Here is a 24,995-nt window from a genome sequence, read left to right on the forward strand (position 1 = left end):
TTTCACATACGTCGAACATGTGGGAGCGGGCTTGCTCGCGAACGCGCCGTGTCAGCCAACATCCATGTCGCTGACACACCGCCTTCGTGAGCAAGCCCGCTCCCCTTAGGGGGTTGTGGTGTTCAGGCGACTGCAGCAGTCTTTTCAGCCTCAAGCTCCCGCACCAATGGCAGCACTCGTTTGCCGAAATACTCCACCTCCTCCTGAAAGTGCAGGAACCCCGCCAGCACCAGATCCACCCCCACCGCCTTCAGCGCCACAATCCGCTCGGCAATCTGCAACGGCGTACCGATCAGGTTGGTCTTGAAGCCATCGTTGTATTGCACCAGATCCTCGAACGTCGATTTCGCCCAGTTGCCCTCACCCTCCGGCGATGCCCTGCCCGCTTGCTTCGCGGCGTCGCCAAAAGCATTCACCGCGTCCGGATCGGCCTGCTCGATGATCTGCGCCAACACCGCGCGCGCCTCTTCTTCGGTGTCGCGGGCGATGACGAAGGCGTTGACACCGATTTTCACCGAATGATTGTTCGCCGCCGCTTTGGCGCGGATGTCATCGACTTGCGCCTTGATCCCTTCGACGCTGTTGCCATTGGTGAAATACCAGTCCGACACCCGCGCCGCCATGTCTCGGGCGGCACGTGAGCTGCCGCCCTGGAAGATCTCCGGACGCCCCAGCGGTTTGGGTTTGAGGCTGTAATTGTCGAACCGGTAGAAGTCGCCGCGAAAGCTGAAGTTGTCCTGACTCCAGACCCCGCGCAGCGAACGAATGAACTCCTCAGACCGCCGATAGCGCTCGTCGTGTTCCAGCCAGTGTTCGCCGATCGCCTGAAATTCACCCTTGAACCAGCCACTGACAATGTTCACCGCGATCCGGCCATTGGTGAGTTGATCGATGGTCGCCAGTTGCTTGGCCGCCAGCGCCGGTTGCCACGGCCCCGGCAGGATCGCCGCGATCACTTTGAGTTGACTGGTGGCGGCCAGCAGTGCGTGACTGAATGCGACCGACTCATGCTGGAATTCGGCACCGTAGCCGGCGGTGAAGCGGATCTGCGTCAGAGCGTATTCAAACCCGGCAGCCTCGGCGAGTTGCGCCAGTTTGCGGTTGTAGTCGATGCCCCAGTCGGTGCGCTGCTCGATCTTGCTGACCACCAGACCACCACTGACGTTGGGCACCCAGTAGGCGAATTTCACGGCTTGCTTGCTCATTGGCGTGTCCTCGGGACATTGGGAAGGTCAATGAGTCAGAGCAGCAAGCGTGCCAGTGTCCAGTGATCCGTTTTTATTGGGCTTGAGGCTGATGGAGTTGCATTGTTGGAGGGTGATTTGTTGTCGAGGTGTTGGGTGGGCAACAGTTGAATCGTCAGTGCCTGAGCTGGCCTCTTCGCGAGCAAGCCCACTCCCACAGATGCAACATGTGGGAGTGGGCTTGCTCGCGAAGGCGTCCGACGGGTCGCCGCAACAGCCGGATACAGGTAACATGGCCGACCTCCCCGCAGCCCTTCTGCGCCCTGCCGAATAAGCCGATTCCATGCCTTTCGAACTCAGCGTTGACCTCACTACCCTGGCCGTTCTGGCCCTCGTCGCATTCATTGCCGGTTTCATCGACGCCATCGCCGGCGGTGGCGGTCTGCTGACCACCCCGGCGCTGCTCACCGCTGGCCTGCCGCCACACCTAGTGCTGGGCACCAACAAGTTGAGTTCGACCTTCGGTTCGGCCACCGCCAGTTTCACCTTCTACCGGCGCAAGCTGTTCCACCCTCGGCAGTGGACGCACGCGATCATCGGTACTCTGGTCGGCGCGCTGACCGGCGCCATCGTCGCCCACTACCTGCCGGCAGAATGGCTGAACAAGATGCTGCCGGTGATCGTCTTCGCCTGCGGCGTGTATCTGTTGTTCGGCGGCACGCCCAAGGCGCCGCTGGACAGCGATGCGCCGATCAAGAAGAAATGGCAATCGAGTCAGGGCTTCAGCCTCGGTTTCTACGACGGCGTGGCCGGCCCCGGCACAGGCGCGTTCTGGACTGTCAGCAGTCTGCTGCTCTACCCGATTGATCTGGTCAAGGCCAGCGGCGTGGCGCGCAGCATGAACTTCGTCAGCAATATTGCAGCGCTGTCGGTGTTCGTGTTTTCCGGGCAGGTGGACTGGATCATCGGCCTGAGCATGGGCCTGTCGGTGATGGTCGGCGCGTTCTTCGGAGCGCGCACCGCGATCAGCGGCGGCGCCAAGTTCATTCGCCCGGTGTTCATCACCGTGGTGTTGGGGCTGACCGTGCGGTTAGCCTGGCAGCACTGGTTCAGCGTGGCCTAAGCGCCGCGCCACGTAGACGTCGATCAGGTAACGGGCAATCGATTTTGACGCCGGCAATGGCGGCAGATCGTGCACGTTGAACCACTGGGCGTCTTCGATCTCGTCTTCCTGACAGATGATCTCGCCCCCGGCGTATTCGGCGTGGAAGCCGAGCATCATCGAGTGCGGGAACGGCCAGCACTGGCTGCCCATGTACTGGATGTTCTTCACCTCGATACTGACTTCCTCGCGCACTTCGCGAACCAGGCAGTCTTCCGCCGACTCGCCCGGCTCGGCAAAACCGGCCAGCGTGCTGTAAACCCCGGTGACAAACCGCGGAGAGCGCGCCAGCAAAATCTCGTCACCGCGCGTGATCAGCACAATCATGCTCGGTGAAATGCGCGGATAACTGCGCAGGTCGCACGGCTGGCAATACATCGCCCGCTCGCCCGGCACCTGCGCCATCGCCTGCCCGCAGTTGCCACAAAAGCGATGTTCGCGCGCCCAGGTGCCGATCTGTGCGGCATAACCCAGCACCTTGTAAACGGTGTGATCGCCTTCGAGCATGAACGCCCGCAAGCCTTTCCAGCTGCAGCCCGGCACTTCGCCGGAACTGCGCAACTCCAGCAGATACACCGGCTCGCCGTCGAGATGGCCGATGCCGTGTTCGACGAGGACTGACAGGTCCTGACGCTTGAGCCATTCCCGGGGGAACAGCGCGCCGTTGTCATCGAACAGAAAGCCTTCGGGGCTGTGCGCCACGGCCCAGCCGCCGGGTTGATCGGTGTCCAGTACTGCAGTGGTCCAGCGAGCTGTCATGGTTTCTCAATCCAGAAATTCGGGTTTCTGTTTACTCATATGGGCGGCCATGGCCACGCGCAAGTCGGTGGATTGCAACATGGCGGCGTTCCAGGTGGCAACGTATTCGAGACCGTCGTCGATGCGATGGTCGCGCATGTAGCTGATCATTTCCTTGGTGCCGGTGACCGCGATCGGCGACTTGCCGGCGATGTCGCGGGCAATGTCCATCACGCCTTCGAGCAGCAGTTCCTTGTCACTGTACACGCGATTGACCAAACCGATGCTGCGCGCCTCTTCGGCGCCAAAAGTCCGTGCGGTGTAAGCCAGCTCACGCAGCATGCCGTCGCCGATGATGCGTGGCAACCGTTGCAAAGTGCCAACATCGGCGGCCATGCCGATGTCGATTTCCTTGATCGAGAATTGCGCGTCTTCAGCGGCGTAACGCATGTCGCAGGCGGCGATCAGGTCGATCGCGCCGCCCAGGCAGTAGCCCTGAATCGCGGCCAGCACCGGCTTGCGGCAATTGTCGACGGCGTTGAACGAGGCTTGCAGGGTGAGGATCTTGCGCCGCAGCAGGCGCGCATTACGGCCGACGTCCTTGCCCAGCTCATTGGCGACGCCGGCGAGCATCATCAGGTCGATGCCGGAGGAAAAGTGTTTGCCGTTGCCGCTGAGCACCACCACCCGCACTTCGTCGGTGTCATCGATCCACTGGAAAATCTCGACGATCTCGCTCCAGAACGCGGCGTTCATCGAGTTGATCTTTTCCGGTCGATTGATCTGCACATGAGCGATGTTGTCGGCCAGTTCGACGCTGAAGGCGGTGTATTGAGACATGGCAGTGATCCTTTACCGGGCAGAAAATGAGGCCCGAACTATAACAAGGCATCACGATGGCGGTTCGGCCAAATGCGGGACTGGGTCGGCCTCTTCGTGAGCAGGCTCGCTGCCACGTTGATCTTCAGTGAACAGCGATTCTGCCGTCACCCACTGGTGGGAGCGAGCCTGCTCGCGAAAAGCTGCACCACCGATCTAGCTGCCCTTCACCGCCACATACGCCGCCGTCTCATAAGGCACCGTCAGCACATGCCGACCGCGTAACGCCGGCTCCGAGGCAATCAATGCGCGGATCTGTTCATCGACCTTGTCGCGCTGCGCCTGAGGCAGTGCAGCAATGAAACTGGTGGAACGCACCCGATTGAAAATCACGTCTTCGGGCGATCCGGTGTGCCCATGGTGAAACTGCTGCAATTGCAGGGCACCGAACGCCGGATGCGGAAACGCCTCACGCCATTGGCCGGTGTAGTAACGCGGCGTATCACCCTCCAGGGCGTTGACGATCGCATCGAGTTTCGGCACCCAGCTGACGTGTGGGTCGCGCAGGTTCCAGATCAGGCCGAGTTTGCCGCCGGGCTTGAGTACCCGGGCAATCTCCGTCAAGGCCTCGGGGGTGGCGAACCAGTGAAACGCCTGTGCGCAGACCACCACGTCCACCGATGCATCGGGCAATGGCAGATCCGTCGCGGTGCCGCTCACGGCCAGCACCTCAGGCCAGGCGGCGGACAACTTTTCCAGCATCTGCGGCACGGGTTCCACGGCGATCACCTGTGCATCGGTCGCCGCCAGCCGCCCGGTGAACTTGCCGGTGCCGGCGCCCAGATCGATGACGCTCTTGTGACTGTCCAGGCCCAATGTTTGCGTCAGCCACTGACTGACCTGCGGCGGATAGTCGGGGCGGCCTTTGACGTAGGTATCGGCAGCGGTCTTGTAGCCGGCGGCAGCGGAATGATGAACCTGATCTTTCATGGCAGTTCCTCGTGTGTCAGCGCGGCGGCATGGCAAGGCGCTGGATGGACGGCTGGCATTCCTGAGCATAACGCCACAATTTGCGCGTACCTTGAACAGAGCCTGACAAAGCAATGAATAAAATCCCGTGCTGTGGTGTTCAAAGTGAAACATGACCCACTGTGGAGCCTTGCCCATGACTATCCGTTCCGTTATGTTCGCCGCCCCGTTGCTACTGGTGACCGCGTTGTCCGCATCGATGGCGTTTGCCAACGGTGATGAAAGCGCGCCCGTGCAGAAACCCGACTGCCCCAAAGGCCAGGTCTGGGACAGCAAATCGAAGCAATGCGTGATGCAGACCAGCAGCGCCGTGCCGGATGCCGACCGTACCGACTACGCCTACAGATTGGCCAAGGACGGTCGATACGAAGAGGCCCTGGCGCTGCTCGACACCCTGAAACAACCGAACACCGCCAAGGCCCTCAACTACCGTGGTTACGCCACGCGGAAACTGGGGCGCACCGATGAAGGCATCCGCTATTACCTGCAATCGGTAAAACTCGATCCGCAGTACGCGCAAGTGCGTGAATACCTCGGCGAGGCCTATGTGATCAAAGGCCGCGTCGACCTCGCGCAGGAACAGTTGCAGCGGATCAAATCGATCTGCGGCACCTCTTGCGAGGAATACCAGGACCTGGCTGAAGCCATCAACGATTCATCGAAAACCTGAAATAGATAAAGGAACGCCATCATCGTCAGCGATCAGGCATTCAGAGCAGAACTCGGACAGCACCTGGCGCGCCTGTGGCGCTACGGTCTGCTGCTGTCGCGCAATCGGCACGTGGCCGAGGATCTGGTGCAGGCGACCTGTGTGCGGGCGCTGGAGCGCGCCAGTCAGTATGTGGCTGGCACGCGCATGGATCGCTGGTTGCTGAGCATTCTGCATTCGATCTGGCTCAACGAGGTGCGCGCACGCCGGGTCCGTCAGGGCGCGGGTCAGGTCGATGCCGACGGTCAACTGGCCTTCGACGGCGAATACGCCGCGCAGACTCACGTCATGGCGGCGCAAGTCATCCGTCGGGTCGACGCCTTGCCCGAAGCCCAGCGCGAAACCGTGTACCTGGCCTATGTCGAAGGTTTGTCCTACCGCGAAGTTGCCGAAATACTGCAAGTGCCGATCGGCACGGTCATGAGTCGCCTGGCCACCGCGCGCCTGAAACTGGCGCAATACCCGCCCCTGCAAGCCGTGCCGAAAACCACCGGAGGTGACCACCCATGAACAAGCCCTCCGACGAACAACTGACGGCGTACCTCGATGATGAACTGGACCCGGCCTATCGCAGCCAGCTCGACAGCGCGATTGCCGACGACCCGTTGCTCAGCCTGCGTGTGCAATGGCTCGACCGCAGCAGCCTGCCGTACAAGCAAGCCTATGAAGAACTGGCGCAACAGGCGCCACTGGAGCGTTTGCAGGCACGCCTCGATGCCATCACCGCGCCCCAGCGGGCGGGCCTGAGCCGGCGCTGGTTTATCGGTGCAACCGCCGCAGGCCTGCTGGTTGGCGGCGTGTTGGCCGATCGCCTGTTTATCGCCTGGCAGGCGCAGCAAGCGCATAACTGGCGCGCGCTGGTGGGCGACTACATGGCGCTCTATGTGCCACAGACCCTCGACCACCTGCCGAGCGACGAAGCCAGTCAACGTGCGCAACTGCGCACGGTGGACGCACGGTTGGGGCTGAATCTGTCACCGGCACTGGTGAAGTTGCCAGGCGCCGAACTCAAGCGTGCGCAAATGCTCGAGTACGACGGCGTACCGATTGCACAACTGACGTATCTGGATGCCAGGCATGGCCCGCTGGCACTGTGCGTGACCCGTTCCAACAGCGGCAGCCGGCCACTCGCTCACGAACAGCGGCATGAAATGAACGTGGTGTACTGGACCGAAGGTGAACATGCCTGGATGTTGATCGGGCACAACCCGGCATCAGCGCTGGAAGACCTGGCACAACACTTGATCGACAAGCTGAGCGTGTAATTACCGCTGCCACTATGCTGAGCGGGTGATTATCCAAGGAGGAAGCACCGATGCAGATTTCACCTCGCACCGCCCTGCTGGTCATTGACGTGCAGAACGACTTCACCCCCGGCGGCCGATTGGCCGTGCCCGAAGGCGATCTGATCGTGCCGCTGATCAATCGCCTCGGCGGCCTGTTCAAACAGGTGGTCATTGCCCAGGACTGGCACCCAACCGGCCACGCCTCGTTTGCCTCAAGTCACCCAGGGCGCAAGCCTTACGATGTGATTCAGTTGCCCTACGGCGAACAGACACTCTGGCCGGAACATTGCGTGCAAGGCACGGCCGGCGCCGAGTTTCATCCGAAACTGGAGCTGCCCCACGCGCAACTGATCATCCGCAAGGGCTGCAATCCGGATATCGACAGTTACTCGGCGTTTCTCGAAGCGGACCGACGGACCACCACAGGGCTGGCCGGTTATCTGAAGGAGCGCGGTATCGACACGGTGTACATGGTCGGTCTGGCACTGGATTTCTGCGTGATGTTTTCCGCGCTGGATGCGCGGGCGGCCGGGTTCAATACGTTTGTGCTGCTGGATGCCTGTCGCGCCATTGATAGGGACGGGTCACTGGCGGCGGCCATGGAGCGGATGCAGACCGCCGGGGTTGGCCTGATTCAATCGAACCAATTGATCTGACCCAGGCGTGCCTCTTGTGGAAGCGGGCTTGCTGGCGAATGCGGTGTATCAGCAATGAACATGTCAGCTGACAGGACGCCTTCGCGAGCAAGCCCGCTCCCACAGGTTTCGGTTCAAGCCATGTCAGGCAACCACAACCGGAACCGCGCCCCACCCAACGGCGAGCTCTCCACCGTCAACGTCCCACCCTGCGCCTCCAGCGCCCGACGGCTGATGGCCAAGCCGAGACCAAATCCTCCGGTGGCCCGGTCGCGGCTGCGGTCCAGCCGATAAAACGGCTCGAAAATTCGCTCACGCTCGTCATCCGGAATGCCGATGCCATCGTCGTCGACCCAGATCCCGCAGCCATCGGGGCTGACCTGCACGCCAATCTGAATGCGTTTCTCGCAATAGCGCATGGCATTGCGCAGCAGGTTCTGGATGGCCCGCGCTGTCAGGCGCGGGTCCAGCGAAAAGCGTTCGAGCTGACCGTGCAGCAGCACGTCAATGACGATGTCCGGTGAATCCAGCTCTTCATCGACACTGCCCAAAATGCTGTCGATGAACTCGTCCAGCGAGACCTCGACCTGCTCGGGCAATTGCGCCGGATTTTGCAGGCGGCTGTAGGACAACAGCTCCAGCACCAGCTCATCCAGTTCGCGAATGTGCGCAACCAGCCCTTGCAGGCGCTCGCGGCTGGTCGCCGGCAAGTCGTCGGACAGCGCCAGCGCCAGACCGAAATCGAGCCGGGTCAGCGGCGTGCGCAATTCGTGGGACACCGCGTTGAGCAGGTCGCGCTGCTGGTTGAGCAGGTTCTCGATGTCGCCTGCCATGGTGTCGAAGACATTCGCCAGGCTGCCGATGTTGGAGCTGCCGGGGATTTGCGTACGTTCACTCAGATGCCCCTTGCCGAACCGTTCGGCAGCGCCTTTGAGGCGTTCCAGGTCGCGCCAGTGCGGGCGAATCCACAGCAGCAGGCAGGCAAGCATGCTCGCGCCGATCAGCACGTTGATGCTCCAGTACAACAGATTGACGTCCATCGGATCCGGCGGGACCACCATTTGCACCGCAACGTCATCGTTCAGCGGCGTGACCGCCAACGTACGCCAACCCCAGTCGCCAATGCGCACCACGTTGTCCCCGCGACGCAAACGCGCCTGCTCGGCGGTGGTGAATTCGGCATCGTCGATGCGCGCCAGAGCAATGTGCAGCGGCTGGAAATCCTTGTCCATCGACTGAGCCAGCGCCGGCCATTGATCATGCGGCACCGCATGAAACTGGCGGGTGATCAGCGATTGCAGGCCGCGCGAATAGTCGAGATTGTAGGTGATGAAGCGATCCCGGAACGCCATGATCACCAGATCCGGCACCAGGTAGATCGCCGCGCTATAGGAAACAATCGTCACCAGGTACAGGCGAAACAGGATTCTGAACATCAGCTCAGCATTCCCATTCGGAACGGCTGAACAGGTAACCCTTGCCCCAGACGGTCTTGATCTTGCGCGCCTCGCCAGCGTGGTCGTCGAATTTGCGCCGCAACTTGGAAATCGCCACGTCCACCGAGCGGTCGGTGCCGTTGAACTCGATGCCGCGCAGGCGTTGCAGGATCTGATCGCGGCTCAGCACTTCACCGGCATGCCGGGCCAGCACCACCAGCAAATTGTATTCGCCACTGGACAGCTCCACCGGTTGTTCGCGCCAGGTCACGGTACGTTCGGACAGGTCGATGCACAGGTTGCCCATGACGATCCGGTCATTGACGGTCATCGGTTCGCCGAGGCTGCTGCGGCGCAGCAAGGTTCGCACGCGTGCCAGCAACACCCGTGGCTCGCACGGTTTGGTGACGTAATCGTCAGCGCCCATTTCCAGGCCCAGCACCTGATCGTGGCTGTCATCGCGGGCGGTGAGCATCAGGATCGGCAGCGTCGCCGAATCCGCGCGCAACAGGCGGCAGACCTGCAGGCCGTCGAGGCCGGGCAGCATCAGGTCGAGGATCACCAGGTCCGGCGGATTGATCCGTGCCCGTTCGCGCACGTGGTCGCCACGCCCGATCACGCTGACGGAATAGCCGTTGCGCTCCAGGTAGCTGGAAATCAGTTCGGCGAGGGCGGTGTCGTCTTCGACCAGGAGAATGTTGGGCATGGGGGTGTTCCAGATATTGCTGTGGTGGATGTCAGACCCTCTTCGCGAGCAGGCTCGCTGCCACAGTGATTTTGCGTCGATCACAAAACCCATGTGGGAGCGAGCCTGCTCGCGAAAGCGGTCCAACCGTCACAAAAGAATTCAAGGCGTAAAGGATATACGCGCTCACCCGTCCCTGAGTAAAACCCTTACACAATTTCACACAGCGCCTACAAAGCTTCACCGCTACCCTCGGCGTCTGGCCGTAGGATGCGGGCTTCAATATTGGGGGTGGTACATGTCGAAAAATCTTCTGGCCGGGCTCGGCCTGATCGCAATCGCACTGTCGCTGAGTGCCTGTGATTCGTCCTCTAAGGCCGAAGAGGAAGCACCACCGGCCACCGTGCGCATCGAAACCATCGAGGCCCGCCCCCTGTCGATCAGCAGCGAACTGAGCGGACGCATTGCCGCGCCGCGGATCGCCGAAGTGCGCGCGCGGGTGGCCGGTGTGGTGCTACAACGCACTTTCCGCGAAGGCAGCGACGTGAAAAAGGGCGACGTGCTGTTCCGCATCGACCCGGCGCCGTTCAAGGCTGACCTCGACAGCGCCGAAGCCGCGCTGCGCAAGGCCGAGGCCAACGCATTCCAGGCGAAGCTGCAGGAGCAGCGTTACGCACAGTTGATCGACGACAAGGCGATCAGTGCCCAGGACTACGACAACGCCCGCGCCAATGCCCGGCAAACGGCTGCCGACGTCGCCGGCAACAAGGCTGCGGTGGAGCGCGCGAAACTGAACCTGGGCTATGCCACCGTCACTGCGCCGATCTCCGGACGCGTCGGGCGTGCACTGGTCACCGAAGGTGCGCTGGTCGGGCAGAACGAAACCACGCCACTGGCGCTGATTCAGCAGCTCAACCCGATCCACGCCGACCTCACCCAATCGACCCGTGAACTGAATGAACTGCGCCGCGCCTTCCGTTCCGGACAGTTGCAGGAAGTCGGTCAGGATCAGGTCAAGGCCACGCTGATTCAGGATGACGGCAGCCTCTATCCATTGCCGGGCAAGCTGCTGTTCAGCGACATCACGGTCGACCCGGGCACCGGCCAGATCATTCTGCGCAGCGAGTTCCCGAATCCGGACCTCGACCTGCTGCCGGGCAGCTTCATCCGCGTACGCCTGCAACAAGCGACCCTTGCGCACGGCATTACCGTGCCACAACGTGCGGTGCAGCGTGACAGCGCGGGTATTGCTCAGGTGCTGACCGTTGATGAGCAAATGCGTGTGGCCCAGCAGCCCGTGCAATTGGGCGCCGTGCAGAACGACCGCTGGATCGTCACCGGCGGCCTCAAACCCGGCGATCGCATTGTCATCGAAGGCCTGCAACACGCCCGTCCGGGCGAAGTGGTGCAGATCGACGACACCCCTCTTCCACTTGCCCAGGCCTCTGGTCAGTAAGCAGGACGCTTTTATATGCCGCAATTCTTTATCGATCGCCCGGTGTTCGCCTGGGTCGTCGCCCTGTTCATCCTGTTGGCCGGTGCGCTGTCCATTCCGCAATTGCCGGTGGCGCAGTACCCGGACGTCGCACCGCCGCAGATCGAAATCTACGCCGTGTACCCTGGCGCCTCGGCGCAGACCGTCGATGAAAGCGTGGTCAGCCTGATCGAGGAAGAGCTGAACGGCGCCGATCACCTGCTGTACTTCGAATCGCAGAGCAGCCTCGGCAGTGCCACGATCAAAGCCACTTTCCAGCCGGGGACCAACCCAGAACTGGCCCAGGTCGACGTGCAGAACCGCCTCAAAGTGGTCGAGTCGCGCCTGCCGCAAGCGGTCAACCAGCAAGGCTTGCAGGTGGAAAAAGTCTCCGCCGGCTTCCTGCTGCTGATCACTCTCACCTCCAGCGACGGCAAACTCGATGACGTGGCGCTCAGCGACTATCTGGCGCGCAACGTGATGAACGAGATCAAGCGCATCGACGGCGTCGGCAAGGCGCAGCTGTACGGCGCCGAACGGGCGATGCGGATCTGGATCGATCCGCAGAAGCTGATCGGTTTCAACCTGACGCCGGCCGACGTCAACGCCGCCATCGTCGCGCAGAATGCTCAGGTGTCGGCCGGCAGCATTGGCGATCTGCCGAACCCTGGCAGTCAGGAAATCACCGCGACGATTCTGGTCAAGGGACAACTGTCGACACCGGAAGAGTTCGCCGACATCGTGCTCAAGGCCAATCCGGACGGTTCCACCGTGCGCATCAGGGATGTGGCGCGGGTCGAGATCGGCAGTCAGGAATACCAGTTCGGCACACGGCTGAATGGCAAGCCGTCGACCGCCGTAGGCGTACAGTTGGCGCCGGGGGCCAATGCTCTGGCGACCGCGACGTTGATCCGGGCGAAGATGGACGAGCTGTCGCGCTACTTCCCGGCCGGCGTCGAATACAAGATCCCCTACGACACTTCGCCATTCGTGAAGGTCTCGATCACCAAAGTGGTCTACACCCTCGGCGAAGCCATGCTGCTGGTGTTCGCGGTGATGTTCCTGTTCCTGCAGAACATCCGCTACACGCTGATCCCGACGCTGGTGGTGCCGGTGGCGCTGATGGGCACCTTCGCGACGATGCTCGCGCTGGGTTTCTCGATCAACGTGCTGACCATGTTCGGCATGGTGCTGGCGATCGGTATTCTGGTGGACGACGCCATCGTGGTGGTGGAGAACGTCGAACGGATCATGGCTACCGAAGGTTTGTCGCCGAAAGAGGCGACACGCAAGGCCATGAAGCAGATCACCGGGGCGATCATCGGTATTACGCTGGTGCTGGTGGCGGTGTTCATCCCGATGGCGTTCATGCAGGGCTCGGTGGGTGTGATCTACCGGCAGTTCTCGCTGTCGATGGCGACCTCGATCCTGTTCTCGGCGTTTCTCGCCCTGACCTTGACCCCGGCGCTGTGCGCAACGCTGCTCAAGCCGATTGCCAAGGGTGAACATCACGAGAAGAGCGGCTTCTTCGGCTGGTTCAACCGCCGCTTCGAACAACTGACCGATCGTTATCAGGGCTGGGTCGGCTATGCGTTGAAGCGCACCGGGCGCTACCTGTTGATCTACGTTGTGCTGCTGGTCGGCCTGGGCCTGTGCTTCGCGCGCCTGCCCTCCTCGTTCCTGCCGGTCGAAGACCAGGGCTACACCATCACCGACATTCAATTGCCGCCCGGTGCGAGCAAAAACCGCACGGTGCAGGTGGTCGAGCAGATCGAAGCGCACAACGCCGGCGAGCCGGGTGTGGGCGACAGCACCGTGATCCTCGGTTTCAGCTTCTCCGGCAGCGGGCAGAACGCCGCGCTGGCGTTCACCACCCTCAAGGACTGGTCGCATCGCGGCAGCGATGACTCGGCGAGTTCCATTGCCGACCGCGCCAACATCGCTCTGAGCCAGATCAAGGACGCCGTGGCCTTCGCCGTGCTGCCGCCACCCGTGGATGGTCTCGGTACGTCCAGCGGCTTCGAATTCCGTCTGCAGGATCGCGGTGGCCTCGGTCATGCGACCTTGATGGAAGCGCGTACCCAACTGCTCGCCGCTGCCGAAAAAAGCCCGATCCTGATGAACGTCCGTGAAAGCGCGCTGGCCGAGGCGCCGCAGGTGCAACTGGAAGTGGACCGCAAGCAGGCTAACGCGCTGGGGGTGTCGTTCGCCGACATCGGCAACGTACTGTCCACCGCCGTGGGTTCTTCCTACATCAACGACTTCCCCAATCAGGGACGCATGCAACGGGTGGTGGTGCAGGCCGAAGGCGATCAGCGCAGTCAGGTCGATGACCTGCTGAAAATGCACGTGCGCAACAATGCCGGACACATGGTGCCGCTGTCGGCGTTCGTTCAGGCGAAATGGACGCAAGGCCCGGCGCAACTGACCCGTTACAACGGTTACCCGGCGATTGCGATTTCCGGCGAACCGTCGCCAGGCCACAGCACCGGCGAAGCCATGGCGGAAATCGAACGTCTGGTGGCTCAGGGGCCAAAAGGTCTGGGTCAGGAATGGACCGGGCTGTCGTTGCAGGAACGGTTGTCCGGCAGTCAGGCGCCGATTCTGCTCGGTCTGTCGTTGCTGATCGTGTTCCTGTGTCTGGCGGCGTTGTACGAGAGCTGGTCGATTCCGACCTCGGTGCTGCTGGTGGTGCCGTTGGGCGTGCTCGGCGCGGTGTTGGCGGTGACTTTGCGCGGAATGCCCAACGACGTGTTCTTCAAGGTCGGCCTGATCACCATCATTGGTCTTTCGGCGAAGAACGCGATCCTGATCATCGAGTTCGCCAAGAGCCTGTATGACGAAGGCCACGACCTGATCGATGCCACGTTGCAGGCGGCGCGCCTGCGTCTGCGCCCGATCGTGATGACCTCGCTGGCGTTCATCCTTGGCGTGGTGCCGCTGGCTATCGCCACTGGCGCCAGTTCGGCGAGCCAGCAAGCGATCGGCACCGGGGTGATCGGCGGGATGATCACGGCAACGCTGGCGGTGATCTTTGTGCCGTTGTTTTTTGTGGTGGTGATGAAGCTGGTACAGCGCTTCAGCAAACACCACTAACCCCTGTGGGAGCGGGCTTGCTCGCGAAGGCGGATTTTCAGGCGATTGGACATCGACTGACACGACGCTTTCGCGAGCAAGCCCGCTCCCACAGTGTCCTTCGAACAGCCAACCCTGTAGTCATCCCGGACGTCGCTGGGCTAATGTGTCTGAATCATCCAGGCCCATCGAGTTCCCATGCGCTTCCTCGCCCGTACCCACCCTCGTCTTTCCGCCGCTGCCCTGGTTGGCCTTGCCACCGGTCTTCTGGTGCCTGCCGAATCCATCGTCGGCAAAGTCCTCATCGGCTGGAACGCCGGCGTCTGGACCTACCTGATCCTGATGTTCTGGCTGACCGTGCGCGCCAAGGCACCGGACGTTAAACGCATCGCCGTCGTCGAGGACGAAAACGCCGGGTTGGTGCTGTTCGTGGTGTGTATCGCGGCGTTGGCCAGCCTGGCCGCCATCACGTTGGAACTGGCCGGTACCAAGGATCTGGATACCCATCGCAAACTTCTGCATTACGCATTCACCGCCCTCACCGTAGTGGGTTCATGGCTGGTGATCGGAGTGATCTTCTGTGTGCACTACGCGCGCCTGTTTTACACCTGGGACGGCAAGGAACCGGCCCTGCGTTTTGCCGAAGGCCTGACCACGCCCAACTATTGGGACTTCCTGTATTTCTCGTTCACCATCGGCGTGGCGGTGCAGACTGCGGATGTCGGCGTCGCTACCCGCGATATTCGCAAGATCGTGTTGGCGCAGTCGCTGATCGGTTTCGTGTTCAATACTGCGATTCTGGGGTTTTCGATCAATATTGCGGCCGGATTGTTTGGATGACGCCGTTTCCGCTCTGTATGAGCGCCAGATCTGATTCAAGGCACATAAGAAATCCCCTCTGTAAACTGTCAGGTCTGACAGTTTACAGAGGGGTCTAATTGGGCTTCCATACTACATCCAGAATTAGGACTGCCCAGTCTTTGGATGCTTACAATCCCTCTAGTCTGGAGATAACCTCATGAACTGCGCCTTGAATCTCAATCCGTCTATCCTGCAAGCCAACGACCCAGCATTTCTTTCTGCAACCATCAATGGTGGCACTGATTCTCACCTGCGCATTATCAAAGTTCCCGAACCCCTCAACTTTAACTCGACTTCTACTCCGTCGTTGGAGTGGAAAACTTATCCTCAAGGTGAGGTATTGGTGCTCAGTGCCGGACACACCAGCAACGGCACGACTGTTCGTTTTGAAATCGTTTTTTTTGTTGAACCTCTGTCAGGTCAATATCCAATATCGGAAGACAGTGACCGTAATGCATTGACTTATTACTCCGACCCTGTAGAAGGCACCTTGCACAAAGGCATCGAAGGTACCCTTGACCTCAAGTACGACGAAATCAACGGGACATTGCACGGCACGTTCTATGGCAAGTTTGATCACGGCGGTGTAGACGGTCATGGTTCATTCCCGATCAATGGCGAATTCCATGCATACGGCTGCCAATGGACAAAAAATTAAAATAAACAAAAATCGCCAAAAAAAAAGGAAGCTCTAACGCTTCCTTTTTTTGGCATGGTGGTTTTAAAAGTTGTAGCTCAGGCCAACACTACCGCCTAACTCCTGATCTATTTTACTGCCCTGACTTGTACTGACTTCTGCATAGACCTGCCATTTATTGTTCACCGGTATCCAGTTGACCCCACCCGTCAGTTCCAGGCTCGTGCTCGACAAATCATTATTGAAATCAGTTTCGTTGACGCTCACGCGATTATTATTGACGAACTCATGGCTGACTGCCGCACGCAACCGCGGTTGCAACTTGCTGCCATTATCGAGCGTTACTTCCCGGCCGACTGTCATGCCAGCCTTGCCGAGTAATGATCGAGTCTGATCATTGTTCACCTGCAGGCCATTGTCCAGACTGTAGTTTTTTCCCTGAACAGCGGCGACGCCAACCTGGACGGATGGTTCGATGAAGTAGCCCTTGCTCATAGCAATGTGTTTACCCGCCTCAAACGATCCGCTCAGGCCGAGATTATTGAAATCACCTTTCGTACGCGTGTCATCGCTCAGGGTGACCTTGACGTCATTATTGAAGCGGTTGACCTTGGCTACAGTATCCACGTAGTAGCCGGTTGCCTGGTCGAACCAGGTCAGATATGTGCCCAGATACACACTGTCGATCGAGCCGGAGCTGCCGCGGGAAAGATTAAGATTGGTTGTGCTATAACCGCCGAATACACCAATTAACCACTGACCATCGCCGAATGGCAACGGTGTATCGGCCCCAAGCGAAACACCTGTCTGGTTTTGCTTGTAACCGTCGCCGTAGGCGCTCTTGACGTTGTACTGATTACCATAAGTACGAATCCAGATACCGTAAGCACCGCCCTCACCGTCATTGTCCAAAGTACCCGCTGAACGAGCCTGGGGCTGGGTACCAGCCATGCGCCGATCGCCAAGGCGGGTGTTGAGCGTAGTCATTTCCGAATAAATGACGGTCGGTGCAGTACCGGCGATGGCCATTGCGGTTTTGGAACCGGTGCTCGGTGTGGTTGCATCGGGTTGCAGGTACAAACCTTCGCCCTCCTTCACCAGCTTGTAGGCCAGAGCACCGACGTCCACCTGGCCGTTTTTCAACGAAAATTGCGCATCACCAGAGGCTATGTTGCCCACTTTGACCGGCACGCCGCTGACTGGCTCACTGGCCGTGGCTGCTACCACCAGTTGGTGTTGCCCCGTTGCCGATTGCGTGACATTCAGAAAATCGGTGTTGCCGGTGGCCAGGTCAGTGCCCATCAGAAACCGTCCGTTACCGGACAGGTTGGCGACATCCAGCCGGCCAAACGCTTCATTGGTGCCCAAACGAACAGCGCTGTCACCCTGCATTGTCAGGCTGCCAAGCGTGTTATTGCCGACCATATTCCATTGCGCGCCACGATTGAGGGCCATTTCGCGAACGCCGGTGACCGCACCGGTGAAGATCGCATGGTTGTCCAGCGCCACTACTCCAGCGCCAGAGCTCTGAATATTACCGATCATTACGCTTTGCGTATCGAGCGTGACAGAGTCCACATTGGCTAAGTTACCGTTCAGGTTTGAAGCATTCTTCAACACCACACTCGCATTTTCGCCTGTGCCTTGGATATTGCCCGTCAGGGTGCTTCGGGTGTCGAGCATCACAGTGCCTGCATTCACTACATTACCGTTCAGGTTTGAAGCATTCTTCAATTCCACACTGGCGTTTTCGCCCGTGCCCTGAACGTTGCCTGTCAGCGTGCTTCGGGTATCCAGAACAACCGAGTTCACGTTGAACAGACTGCCAGCCAGGCTGGCAGTGTTCTGCAGGAGCACACTGGCGCTGCCTCCATTGGCAACGTCGATATTGCCGGTCAGCTGGCTATTGTCGACCTGGAATCGGACAGCACCACCATCAATCACTTCGAGGATATTACCGTTGCCGCCAATCAGGCTGGATCCATTGCGAACATCAATCAGAACCGGCTGATCGGCCGGGCTCGCAAAGTTCACGCTGATCGCCGCACCTGTAAGACCCTGAATGGTTGAACCGTCCACCGTCAATCGGCCTTGCCCAGCTAAAGCGGCGGGCGTGTCTTGCTCAAACATGACACCATTAAGATCTCCGACGACACGGCTATCCGCGCTGACATTGGCAGTGCCCCCCAGCAACGTGAGGCCAACACCCTGAGGATCGGTTGCGATTGCCCGGCTGTTGATCAGGTTCAGAGTGCTCAATGACGTGACCGCGGCCCCGTAAATTCCGCCTTGCAAAGTGCTGTCGGTTACCGTTGCAGTTGAGCCGCCAGGCGCAGACAAGTCCCTTGCCAGTGCCAATGCAGTGCCTTGGCTGGTCAAAGTGCTACCTGTGATAGTGGCAGTGCTGTCGATCAGTGACACTGCCGTGTCGAAGCCGCTGCTGGTGACAGTGGATCGGGACAGATTGACCTGAGCCTCGGATGAAGCTTCGATTGGCGCGGTGACGGCAGCAGCGGCATTCAACGTGCCGCCGTTGAGCGAAATGTTTAAAGTCTGCGTAGCATCAAGATTCAGCACGGCGGTGCCGGGCACGGTCCATGCCTCAGGTACTACAGGGCCGGAGACCGTTGCGACTTCTCCCGGTAAAAGCGTTCGCGCATATACGTAATCGGGAGCGATCAACAGCGTAGCGGCCCAGGAAAGTGCACCTGCACATTTCAACGATGTAAGTCCCGACGTCTTTTCTAACTTCATGGCACACTTCTCTTTAATAGATGTGGCGACGGCAGACAGTGGGTTTCAACAGAAATGCCAACCGACGTCCGTCAATGGCGCCGGAGAATACCTACAAGTCAGAATCTTCTCTGTAGGACTCGTCCTTTTTTTCAGTGGGATTAATTGCCCGCATGTAACGAGCGAAATATTTTTAAAATACGAAGGCGTGCCGGGAGAAAACTCTCCCGGCGACGCATTTCCGGTTTTACAAAAAGCTTATGGCGTCGGCAGCCAGCCTGGCTCGCTTTCGCAATACTTGAAGTCAGCGTTGAGCAAATAAATCGTCATTTGCTTTACCACCGAACTAGACACGATCGGCGTTGAATACCAGACTTTTACATAGCCCGCATAAAACTCGCTGTCGTCCGGTGTTGCAGGAGGGGGGGCAGGCACATTTCGAATGACCGGGTCATATGGTCCCACATCAAAGATCATCCCGTTGATCAGTTCTGCTGCACTGATCCGGCGGGTACTGGTGAACTCAGTGTCCGCAGGCGCTGGTGTGAGATAGTCATCCGTGCGGAACCCACGCCAGTTGAAGGTGATTTCCATGTCCTGGACAAAATGGTCATTGGGCGGAATACGGAATCGCGCGAAACGGGTTGGAGCGGTCAGGCTATTGCAGATGATGAACTCATCCGGGGTGCCCGTGTCTTCCGCGGGCCTTACAAACTCGGGGGCATCAAGGATGATGACCACTGTATCGACTGTCAGTTTCGTTTTAGCGGCTTCCTGTAAGTTGTTACGATTCGGGTTTTCCAGTTCCCACGATACATCTTTCTCGCCCAGACCACCCGGGCCAAGAATGGCGTAAGGCAAGCCAAGTTGGATGATTGTGTTGACATTGGCAGTGGTCAACGGCTCCGATACCACAACCACCTCCCCTGCATCCCCCTTGAAACGAACTGTCACCAGATCTCCAGGTAACGGGTCCGGCCACACTCCGCCACTCACGGGGGAAAGGTCAATATAGATAGTTGCTGTCTGATTCACATCCTGCGGGCCAAGCAGATTGTCCACAACAGGAGGTTGTCCGCGCACGATCAACGGTTTGAGTTCGGGGTTGACCTCGTCGGGAGGGTTGACAGGATCGATGGGGTAGGGATTGCCTACCACCGAATAGTCCGTATTGATCAGTTTTGACGAAGTGCTAATAGAGATACCACCGCGTAACAGATCCGCTGTTACGATTACAGGCACTTCGAAGTTTGTACCAGTCTGATTCAGAAAGTACTCAGCGCTCAGCGTTGCCCAACTGATGACAAAGGTCACAGATGAATCCGATCCGAATGACCGATCCTGCGCAGTTTGACTACCCCATTGAAGGCTTACGATGTCCGTATTCAGAGTATTCGTCGGACGGAGCACCATTACCGTGACGCCGAGACGCACGTCCGGCAGGTCAATCAGGTTATCTCTCTCCGCCAATGGAATGATTGGAGACGCGAGAATTGGCAGCGGCAGGAACAACACATTTCGATAGTTGACTGACCAACTGCTGAAGTTCCCTGAAACGTCCGTCAAGCGGAACCATATCTGCACCCTGCCCGTGATTACAGCTCTTAGCACGTGCAATGGAACCTCCACCTCACCGCTGACCGGGATCGGCGCGTCCCAGATGGGTGCCACTGCCGGTGGATCAGTGCGGGTGCCAGCTGCATAGAGAGTCAGCCGATCCGTTGTCTGGAAGTTGGAATAAGTTGTATCGATCGCAACCTTCAGACCGTTCGGGTTGTTTGCTGCGAACTCGTCATCAATGGTCGTGCCAACGCCCGGAGCGTTGGGGAAGGTCACCAGCGGGACTGACTTGGCGCCAGGCGTCGCTCCCGGGTTGGGACCTGTCTGAGTCGGTTTGGCTTGCCAAGGCGCAGTGCGGTCAATGAAAAACTGTACGACATCAGAGGACAACTGATTGAGGTTGCGTTGATACAGGGCAATCCTGACCCAGATCGGCGTTGGACCCGCCGGCGTTGCATCTTCACCCAGAAAGCTGGCGGGCACCTCGACTATAAAGGTGGCAGGTCTGCCTGCAACCGGGCCGAGAGAGACGCGAGGGACCGTTGTGAAATCACTGTTGGCCGGATTCGGGGGGGGCGCCGTTCGAGTGACCTGCACTGATACCGAATCGGCGTCATGGGGAGTCGTCCAGGTAGTCGTCGAGATTTCCAGTAAGAGATTACGTCCTACAGGAATAGCGTCGATTGGAATCAAATTTCCGGCAGGACCACGGCCATCCGGCAATACGGGAAGCGGTGCCAACAAAACCCCGACACTGCTACCTGATACGCCTGTTTCTTTATCCTGATAAATCGTCATTTTTTTCTCCATCATGAGGAAAGTTCAAAACACCCTTGCGTGCCCAACACATTACTCAACCAACTTCTTCAGTACCCTGAACTTTTTATGTGTCCGTTCAGATACGCCATTGAATCTGCACTGTCACAGTATCCTTGGTGTCCCGACCGTACTCGATCTATCTTCACTACACTTTCAAAAGACCGATAAACAGCAATACCGCCACGCGTCAGCCGATAACTGGCAACCGCCGAGTGATTATTTTTCATGGGTTCGATGTACGGAACAAACGGCTGAATCACGATAGGCAGGGCTAGCCTGTCGGTGATATCCGTGGCGCTCAAGTTTTTAGTGAATGTATAAACGGGCGTCAGCGGGGTGCCGGTTCCGTTCAGTGAATTCCAGCCTTGCCAGTACAACTCGATGACATCAAGTGCCAGAAACCGATCATTAAAAGCAATGACAACGCGGATGCCTTCCCAGACAAACAAGGCACCTGGTTCAGGCGGGGATTTCTTGGTGCAATTGATATAACCATAAATATTAGCATCTGGATAATTTGGACCTGGAAGCACTTGTTCCGGGGCAAAACTCAAGCGGCGATTGGGCGACGTAGAAGGATTGATCGAATAGACAATATAAAAAATTTCAAACGTCGTAAGATTCGGAAGTAATGCCGCAGCAACTTCAATAAAAAACTCCGGAGCTGCATCCTGAGCACGATAAGTACGCGAAACAACTGGAGCAACCGTCCCCACGACATAGATTTCAACCCGGTCGATCCGCGCGTCGATGGGAAACGCAGGCCAGCGGTCAATGATCACCACAATGCCTTTCAGCTTTGCGTCATCCGGTAACGTACCGCCGGGATCGGCAGGGTCGACTCCTTGTACTCTCGGAGCGTTAAGCAATATTCCCGCTCCGGAAACACCGGCATCAGTGGACATGTCGCCAGGCGTTGGCATGGTTGAACTCCCGCTGTTGAATCACTCATTACCTGAAGGAAATTAGGCACCTGTCCGAGGCGCCTGCCTACTGTCAGATCTGACAGGTACTCCGACCGCCTGTCGGGAACAGGCTGAGTCCTACTGAGCGAAACGATGGGAGATGATTGACGGCGGGACACTTATGAGGTTTCCTGAAACCGGTTTCATCGTCATTGAAATGTATAACGCCAATAAAAGGTTCAAACCTTGAACGACTTCTCCGCCGCCCAGCGTAGCCGCGTCACCATGCTTGATGTCGCCGAGCGCGCTGGCGTGTCCAAGGCCAGCGTCTCGCGTTTTATCGGCGATGACCGTGCCCTGCTCTCCGATGCCATTGCCCAGCGCATCGAACAGGCGATTGCCGAACTCGGTTACCGCCCGAACCAGATGGCCCGTGGTCTGAAACGCGGGCGTACCCGCCTGATCGGCATGCTGGTGGCCGATATCCGCAACCCTTATTCAATTGCCGTGATGCACGGGGTAGAAACCGCTTGCCGTGCGCACGGCTACAGCCTGGTGGTGTGCAACACCGACCGCGATGACGAGCAGGAACGCCAGCACCTGGCGCTGTTGCGCTCGTACAACATCGAGGGGCTGATCGTGAACACCCTGGGTCATCACCGGGATGAGCTGGATGAGTTGAAGCGGGAAATGCCGCTGGTGCTGGTGGATCGCAAGGTTGAAGGCCTGGACAGCGACATGGTCGGGCTGGACAACCTGCAGGCCGTGGAAATGGCCCTGACGCACCTTGAGCAGCGCGGCTATCGCGATGTGTTGCTGGTGACCGAACCGTATGACGGCACCAGCTCGCGGATCGAGCGGGTCAGCAGTTTTCAGGCGCAGATTGTCCAGCGCTCCGGGTTGACCGGGGCGGTATTGGAAACCGGCGCTGAACTCGCGATTCAACTTCAACGCTTTTTAAATCAACCGGCGAACAGGCCGAAAGCACTGTTTTGCGCCAACGGCGTCGCCGCGCTGGCCTGCACCCTTGCCCTACGCGAAATCGGCTGCCGCTTGTTCGAGGATGTGGGGCTGATCGCACTGGATGATCTGGATTGGTATCCATTGGTGGGCAGCGGGATTACTGCCCTCGCCCAGCCTACAGAGGAGATTGGCGCGCGAGCTTTTGAGTGTTTGCTCAAGCGTTTGCGGGGGGATGTCGAGGCGGTGCGACAGCTGGATTTTGCACCGGTGCTGGTCGAGCGTGGCTCAACCCGTGGATTTTGTGTTGATTGATCAGGCCTCTTCGCGGGCAAGCCCGCTCCCACATTTGGAATGCGTTCCGCTGTGGGATCTGCGGTGCGGCGATTCGACTTGCCCGCGATGCGGCCTGAAAGAACAACTCACACCTTATTAATATTTTTTTGAACAAAAATGAAACCGGTTTCAGAGGTAGATAAGAATGAATAAACCTGCCGTTTCCATCAGCCTGTCCAGCTACGGCGCCGAACTGGTACGCCAGCGCGGGCAGGACTTTTTCATCAATGTGCTGGCCGCTGCCGGCGCCGATCGTATTGAATGGCGTGAAGAACTGCTGACCCGTGAAGTGCCCGAGCAACTGCGGGCCGCCACTCAGGCGCAGGGTCTGCAAAGCATCTATTCGTCGCCCACCGAACTATGGCTCGCCGGCCAGGCGCGGCCCAATCCCGAATTGATCAGCGCTCTGCAACACGCCCAGGCGTTCGGCTCGAAATGGTTGAAAGTCTCGCTCGGCTATTTCACCGATAACTGTGATCTGCAGGCGTTGCAGCAACTGCTCGGCAACAGCCCGGTGCAGGTACTGGTGGAGAATGACCAAACCCTGCACGGCGGCCGTATCGAACCGTTCCAGCGCTTTTTCGCCGCCGTCGAGCAGCACAACCTGCCGGTCAAAATGACCTTCGACATCGGCAACTGGCAGTGGCAGGACCAGTCGGCCGCCAATGCCGCACGCCTGCTCGGGCGGCATGTCGGCTACGTGCACTGCAAAGCGGTAGCCCGCCGCGCCGACGGCAAACTGGTCGCCGTGCCGCCCGCCGTCAGCGACCTGCATCTGTGGGAACAACTGCTACGGCACATGGCCCAAGGCGTTATGCGTGCCGCCGAATACCCGTTGCAGGGCGATGACCTGGTGGCGCTGACCACCGAACACGTCGCCGCCCTCGCCCGCCTCGGCCAATCGCGCCTGGAGCCTGCTCATGTCTGATATCGATATTCTCTCGTTCGGCGAAACCATGGCGATGCTGGTCGCCGAGCAGACCGGTGAACTGGCCGCGGTCGAACACTTTCACAAACGCATTGCCGGCGCCGACAGCAACGTGGCGATCGGTCTGTCGCGACTGGGCTTCAACGTGGCGTGGCTGAGCCGGGTCGGCAATGATTCCCTCGGACGGTTTGTGGTCGAGACCTTGATCAGGGAAGGTCTGGATTGCAGCCATGTCGCGGTCGATAACCAGCACCCGACCGGTTTCCAGTTCAAGTCCCGTAACGACGATGGCAGCGACCCGCAGGTCGAGTATTTCCGCCGTGGCTCGGCGGCCAGTCATCTGTCGCCGCAGTCGATCAGCACCAGCCTGCTGAGTGCCCGTCACCTGCACGCCACCGGGATTCCACCGGCGCTGTCGGCCACCGCGCGGGAAATGTCTTTCGAGCTGATGACCCGCATGCGCCAGGCCGGGCGCAGCGTGTCGTTCGACCCGAACTTGCGCCCTAGCCTGTGGGCCAGCGAGCAGGAAATGATCCGCGAGATCAATCGTCTCGCTGCCCTCGCCCACTGGGTGTTGCCGGGGTTGAGTGAGGGCCGCTTGCTCACCGGATTCGAAGACCCGGCGGACATTGCCGCGTTTTATCTGGATCAGGGTGCTGAAGCGGTGGCGATCAAGCTGGGGCCTCAGGGCGCCTATTACCGCACGCAACTGGATCAGGGCTTTGTCGCCGGAGTACCGGTGACCAACGTGGTTGATACCGTCGGTGCGGGTGACGGGTTTGCCGTCGGCATGATCAGCGCCCTGCTGGAACACCAGAGTTTTGCCGAGGCGGTGCAGCGTGCGAACTGGATTGGCAGTCGGGCGGTGCAGAGTCGCGGGGACATGGAGGGTTTGCCGACCCGATCCGAACTCACCGCTGAATTCGAGGCCGCCTTCGCGAGCAAGCTCGCTCCCACATTTGAAATGTATTCCCCTGTGGGAGCGAGCCTGCTCGCGAAGAGGCCCGCCCAGACAAACCATTAA

General features: G+C 59.3%; 21 protein-coding genes. 12 read left to right on the forward strand and 9 right to left on the reverse strand.

Annotated features, from left to right (window positions below; genetic code table 11):
• Positions 1-122: 122 nt before the first annotated feature.
• Positions 123-1,205 carry a dimethylsulfone monooxygenase SfnG gene (sfnG, locus tag U862_RS0108045; protein ID WP_025109916.1) on the reverse strand — a complete coding sequence of 361 codons (1,083 nt, stop codon included), beginning with the start codon at positions 1,203-1,205 and terminating at the stop codon, positions 123-125.
• Between the two features lie 322 nt (positions 1,206-1,527).
• On the opposite strand from sfnG, the gene U862_RS0108050 reads away from it, so the two are divergent.
• On the forward strand, positions 1,528-2,307 hold the full coding sequence (locus U862_RS0108050) for a TSUP family transporter (RefSeq protein WP_025109917.1): 780 nt from the start codon (positions 1,528-1,530) through the stop codon (positions 2,305-2,307).
• Here the strand turns inward: U862_RS0108050 and nudC are convergent.
• From nudC to U862_RS0108065, 3 genes are all read right to left on the reverse strand, one after another.
• On the reverse strand, positions 2,275-3,105 hold the full coding sequence (gene nudC, locus U862_RS0108055; RefSeq protein ID WP_025109918.1) for an NAD(+) diphosphatase: 831 nt from the start codon (positions 3,103-3,105) through the stop codon (positions 2,275-2,277). The genes U862_RS0108050 and nudC overlap by 33 nt on opposite strands.
• Before the next feature lie 6 nt (positions 3,106-3,111).
• Positions 3,112-3,924 (reverse strand): crotonase/enoyl-CoA hydratase family protein, encoded by an 813-nt coding sequence (locus U862_RS0108060; protein WP_025109919.1) that lies wholly within the window; start codon positions 3,922-3,924, stop codon positions 3,112-3,114.
• Between the two features lie 195 nt (positions 3,925-4,119).
• The gene (locus U862_RS0108065; protein WP_025109920.1) at positions 4,120-4,893 is read right to left on the reverse strand and encodes a class I SAM-dependent methyltransferase; all 774 of its coding nucleotides are present in this window, start codon (positions 4,891-4,893) and stop codon (positions 4,120-4,122) included.
• A gap of 175 nt (positions 4,894-5,068) precedes the next feature.
• Here U862_RS0108065 and U862_RS0108070 point away from each other — a divergent pair, with 175 nt between their 5' ends.
• The 4 genes from U862_RS0108070 to pncA all read left to right on the forward strand — a co-directional run bounded on the left by U862_RS0108070 (position 5,069) and on the right by pncA (position 7,583).
• Positions 5,069-5,602 (forward strand): tetratricopeptide repeat protein, encoded by a 534-nt coding sequence (locus U862_RS0108070; protein ID WP_025109921.1) that lies wholly within the window; start codon positions 5,069-5,071, stop codon positions 5,600-5,602.
• 63 nt (positions 5,603-5,665) lie between these two features.
• Positions 5,666-6,151: an RNA polymerase sigma factor gene (locus U862_RS0108075; protein WP_371262565.1), complete on the forward strand. Its 486-nt coding sequence runs from the start codon at positions 5,666-5,668 to the stop codon at positions 6,149-6,151.
• Complete coding sequence (locus U862_RS0108080; protein ID WP_025109923.1) at positions 6,148-6,906, forward strand: anti-sigma factor; 759 nt, start codon at positions 6,148-6,150, stop codon at positions 6,904-6,906. Before U862_RS0108075 ends, U862_RS0108080 begins: the two co-directional genes overlap by 4 nt.
• A gap of 50 nt (positions 6,907-6,956) precedes the next feature.
• Complete coding sequence (pncA, locus tag U862_RS0108085) at positions 6,957-7,583, forward strand: bifunctional nicotinamidase/pyrazinamidase (RefSeq protein WP_025109924.1); 627 nt, start codon at positions 6,957-6,959, stop codon at positions 7,581-7,583.
• Between the two features lie 113 nt (positions 7,584-7,696).
• Here pncA and U862_RS0108090 read toward each other — a convergent pair whose 3' ends face one another.
• Together U862_RS0108090 and U862_RS0108095 are read right to left on the reverse strand one after the other, a co-directional pair.
• Positions 7,697-8,998 (reverse strand): ATP-binding protein, encoded by a 1,302-nt coding sequence (locus tag U862_RS0108090; protein WP_025109925.1) that lies wholly within the window; start codon positions 8,996-8,998, stop codon positions 7,697-7,699.
• Between the two features lie 4 nt (positions 8,999-9,002).
• Positions 9,003-9,704, reverse strand: a complete 702-nt coding sequence (locus U862_RS0108095) for a response regulator transcription factor (RefSeq protein WP_003224662.1) — start codon at positions 9,702-9,704, stop codon at positions 9,003-9,005.
• 277 nt (positions 9,705-9,981) lie between these two features.
• Here U862_RS0108095 and U862_RS0108100 point away from each other — a divergent pair, with 277 nt between their 5' ends.
• From U862_RS0108100 to U862_RS0108115, 4 genes are all read left to right on the forward strand, one after another.
• The gene (locus U862_RS0108100; RefSeq protein ID WP_025109926.1) at positions 9,982-11,139 is read left to right on the forward strand and encodes an efflux RND transporter periplasmic adaptor subunit; all 1,158 of its coding nucleotides are present in this window, start codon (positions 9,982-9,984) and stop codon (positions 11,137-11,139) included.
• 15 nt (positions 11,140-11,154) lie between these two features.
• On the forward strand, positions 11,155-14,253 hold the full coding sequence (locus tag U862_RS0108105; RefSeq protein WP_025109927.1) for an efflux RND transporter permease subunit: 3,099 nt from the start codon (positions 11,155-11,157) through the stop codon (positions 14,251-14,253).
• 177 nt (positions 14,254-14,430) lie between these two features.
• Positions 14,431-15,072 carry a DUF1345 domain-containing protein gene (locus U862_RS0108110; RefSeq protein ID WP_025109928.1) on the forward strand — a complete coding sequence of 214 codons (642 nt, stop codon included), beginning with the start codon at positions 14,431-14,433 and terminating at the stop codon, positions 15,070-15,072.
• Between the two features lie 178 nt (positions 15,073-15,250).
• Positions 15,251-15,751: a hypothetical protein gene (locus tag U862_RS0108115; RefSeq protein ID WP_025109929.1), complete on the forward strand. Its 501-nt coding sequence runs from the start codon at positions 15,251-15,253 to the stop codon at positions 15,749-15,751.
• A gap of 63 nt (positions 15,752-15,814) precedes the next feature.
• On the opposite strand, the gene U862_RS0108120 is transcribed toward U862_RS0108115, so the two are convergent.
• From U862_RS0108120 to U862_RS0108130, 3 genes are all read right to left on the reverse strand, one after another.
• Complete coding sequence (locus U862_RS0108120) at positions 15,815-18,484, reverse strand: autotransporter outer membrane beta-barrel domain-containing protein (protein ID WP_025109930.1); 2,670 nt, start codon at positions 18,482-18,484, stop codon at positions 15,815-15,817.
• Between the two features lie 237 nt (positions 18,485-18,721).
• A complete protein-coding gene (locus U862_RS0108125) occupies positions 18,722-20,821 on the reverse strand; it encodes a hypothetical protein (protein WP_025109931.1) in 2,100 nt (699 codons plus the stop codon).
• A gap of 68 nt (positions 20,822-20,889) precedes the next feature.
• The gene (locus tag U862_RS0108130; RefSeq protein ID WP_025109932.1) at positions 20,890-21,765 is read right to left on the reverse strand and encodes a hypothetical protein; all 876 of its coding nucleotides are present in this window, start codon (positions 21,763-21,765) and stop codon (positions 20,890-20,892) included.
• A gap of 228 nt (positions 21,766-21,993) precedes the next feature.
• Between U862_RS0108130 and U862_RS0108140 the strand changes: the two genes are divergently transcribed.
• From U862_RS0108140 to U862_RS0108150, 3 genes are all read left to right on the forward strand, one after another.
• Positions 21,994-23,022 carry a LacI family DNA-binding transcriptional regulator gene (locus tag U862_RS0108140; RefSeq protein WP_025109933.1) on the forward strand — a complete coding sequence of 343 codons (1,029 nt, stop codon included), beginning with the start codon at positions 21,994-21,996 and terminating at the stop codon, positions 23,020-23,022.
• Between the two features lie 166 nt (positions 23,023-23,188).
• Positions 23,189-23,971 carry a sugar phosphate isomerase/epimerase gene (locus U862_RS0108145; protein ID WP_025109934.1) on the forward strand — a complete coding sequence of 261 codons (783 nt, stop codon included), beginning with the start codon at positions 23,189-23,191 and terminating at the stop codon, positions 23,969-23,971.
• Positions 23,964-24,995: a sugar kinase gene (locus U862_RS0108150; RefSeq protein ID WP_025109935.1), complete on the forward strand. Its 1,032-nt coding sequence runs from the start codon at positions 23,964-23,966 to the stop codon at positions 24,993-24,995. Before U862_RS0108145 ends, U862_RS0108150 begins: the two co-directional genes overlap by 8 nt.

The sequence above is a fragment of the Pseudomonas sp. H1h genome, from assembly GCF_000633255.1.
Classification (GTDB): domain Bacteria; phylum Pseudomonadota; class Gammaproteobacteria; order Pseudomonadales; family Pseudomonadaceae; genus Aquipseudomonas.

Excerpts from the sequence above, each read along its gene's own strand:
- U862_RS0108090 (WP_025109925.1), bottom strand. The coding sequence starts at position 8,998 with ATGTTCAGAATCCTGTTTCGCCTGTACCTGGTGACGATTGTTTCCTAT.
- U862_RS0108050 (WP_025109917.1), top strand. The coding sequence starts at position 1,528 with ATGCCTTTCGAACTCAGCGTTGACCTCACTACCCTGGCCGTTCTGGCC.
- U862_RS0108115 (WP_025109929.1), top strand. The coding sequence starts at position 15,251 with ATGAACTGCGCCTTGAATCTCAATCCGTCTATCCTGCAAGCCAACGAC.
- U862_RS0108070 (WP_025109921.1), top strand. The coding sequence starts at position 5,069 with ATGACTATCCGTTCCGTTATGTTCGCCGCCCCGTTGCTACTGGTGACC.
- U862_RS0108080 (WP_025109923.1), top strand. The coding sequence starts at position 6,148 with ATGAACAAGCCCTCCGACGAACAACTGACGGCGTACCTCGATGATGAA.
- U862_RS0108125 (WP_025109931.1), bottom strand. The coding sequence starts at position 20,821 with ATGACGATTTATCAGGATAAAGAAACAGGCGTATCAGGTAGCAGTGTC.
- nudC (WP_025109918.1), bottom strand. The coding sequence starts at position 3,105 with ATGACAGCTCGCTGGACCACTGCAGTACTGGACACCGATCAACCCGGC.
- sfnG (WP_025109916.1), bottom strand. The coding sequence starts at position 1,205 with ATGAGCAAGCAAGCCGTGAAATTCGCCTACTGGGTGCCCAACGTCAGT.
- U862_RS0108095 (WP_003224662.1), bottom strand. The coding sequence starts at position 9,704 with ATGCCCAACATTCTCCTGGTCGAAGACGACACCGCCCTCGCCGAACTG.
- U862_RS0108105 (WP_025109927.1), top strand. The coding sequence starts at position 11,155 with ATGCCGCAATTCTTTATCGATCGCCCGGTGTTCGCCTGGGTCGTCGCC.
- U862_RS0108150 (WP_025109935.1), top strand. The coding sequence starts at position 23,964 with ATGTCTGATATCGATATTCTCTCGTTCGGCGAAACCATGGCGATGCTG.
- U862_RS0108060 (WP_025109919.1), bottom strand. The coding sequence starts at position 3,924 with ATGTCTCAATACACCGCCTTCAGCGTCGAACTGGCCGACAACATCGCT.
- U862_RS0108100 (WP_025109926.1), top strand. The coding sequence starts at position 9,982 with ATGTCGAAAAATCTTCTGGCCGGGCTCGGCCTGATCGCAATCGCACTG.
- U862_RS0108065 (WP_025109920.1), bottom strand. The coding sequence starts at position 4,893 with ATGAAAGATCAGGTTCATCATTCCGCTGCCGCCGGCTACAAGACCGCT.
- pncA (WP_025109924.1), top strand. The coding sequence starts at position 6,957 with ATGCAGATTTCACCTCGCACCGCCCTGCTGGTCATTGACGTGCAGAAC.
- U862_RS0108145 (WP_025109934.1), top strand. The coding sequence starts at position 23,189 with ATGAATAAACCTGCCGTTTCCATCAGCCTGTCCAGCTACGGCGCCGAA.
- U862_RS0108120 (WP_025109930.1), bottom strand. The coding sequence starts at position 18,484 with ATGAAGTTAGAAAAGACGTCGGGACTTACATCGTTGAAATGTGCAGGT.
- U862_RS0108130 (WP_025109932.1), bottom strand. The coding sequence starts at position 21,765 with ATGCCAACGCCTGGCGACATGTCCACTGATGCCGGTGTTTCCGGAGCG.
- U862_RS0108110 (WP_025109928.1), top strand. The coding sequence starts at position 14,431 with ATGCGCTTCCTCGCCCGTACCCACCCTCGTCTTTCCGCCGCTGCCCTG.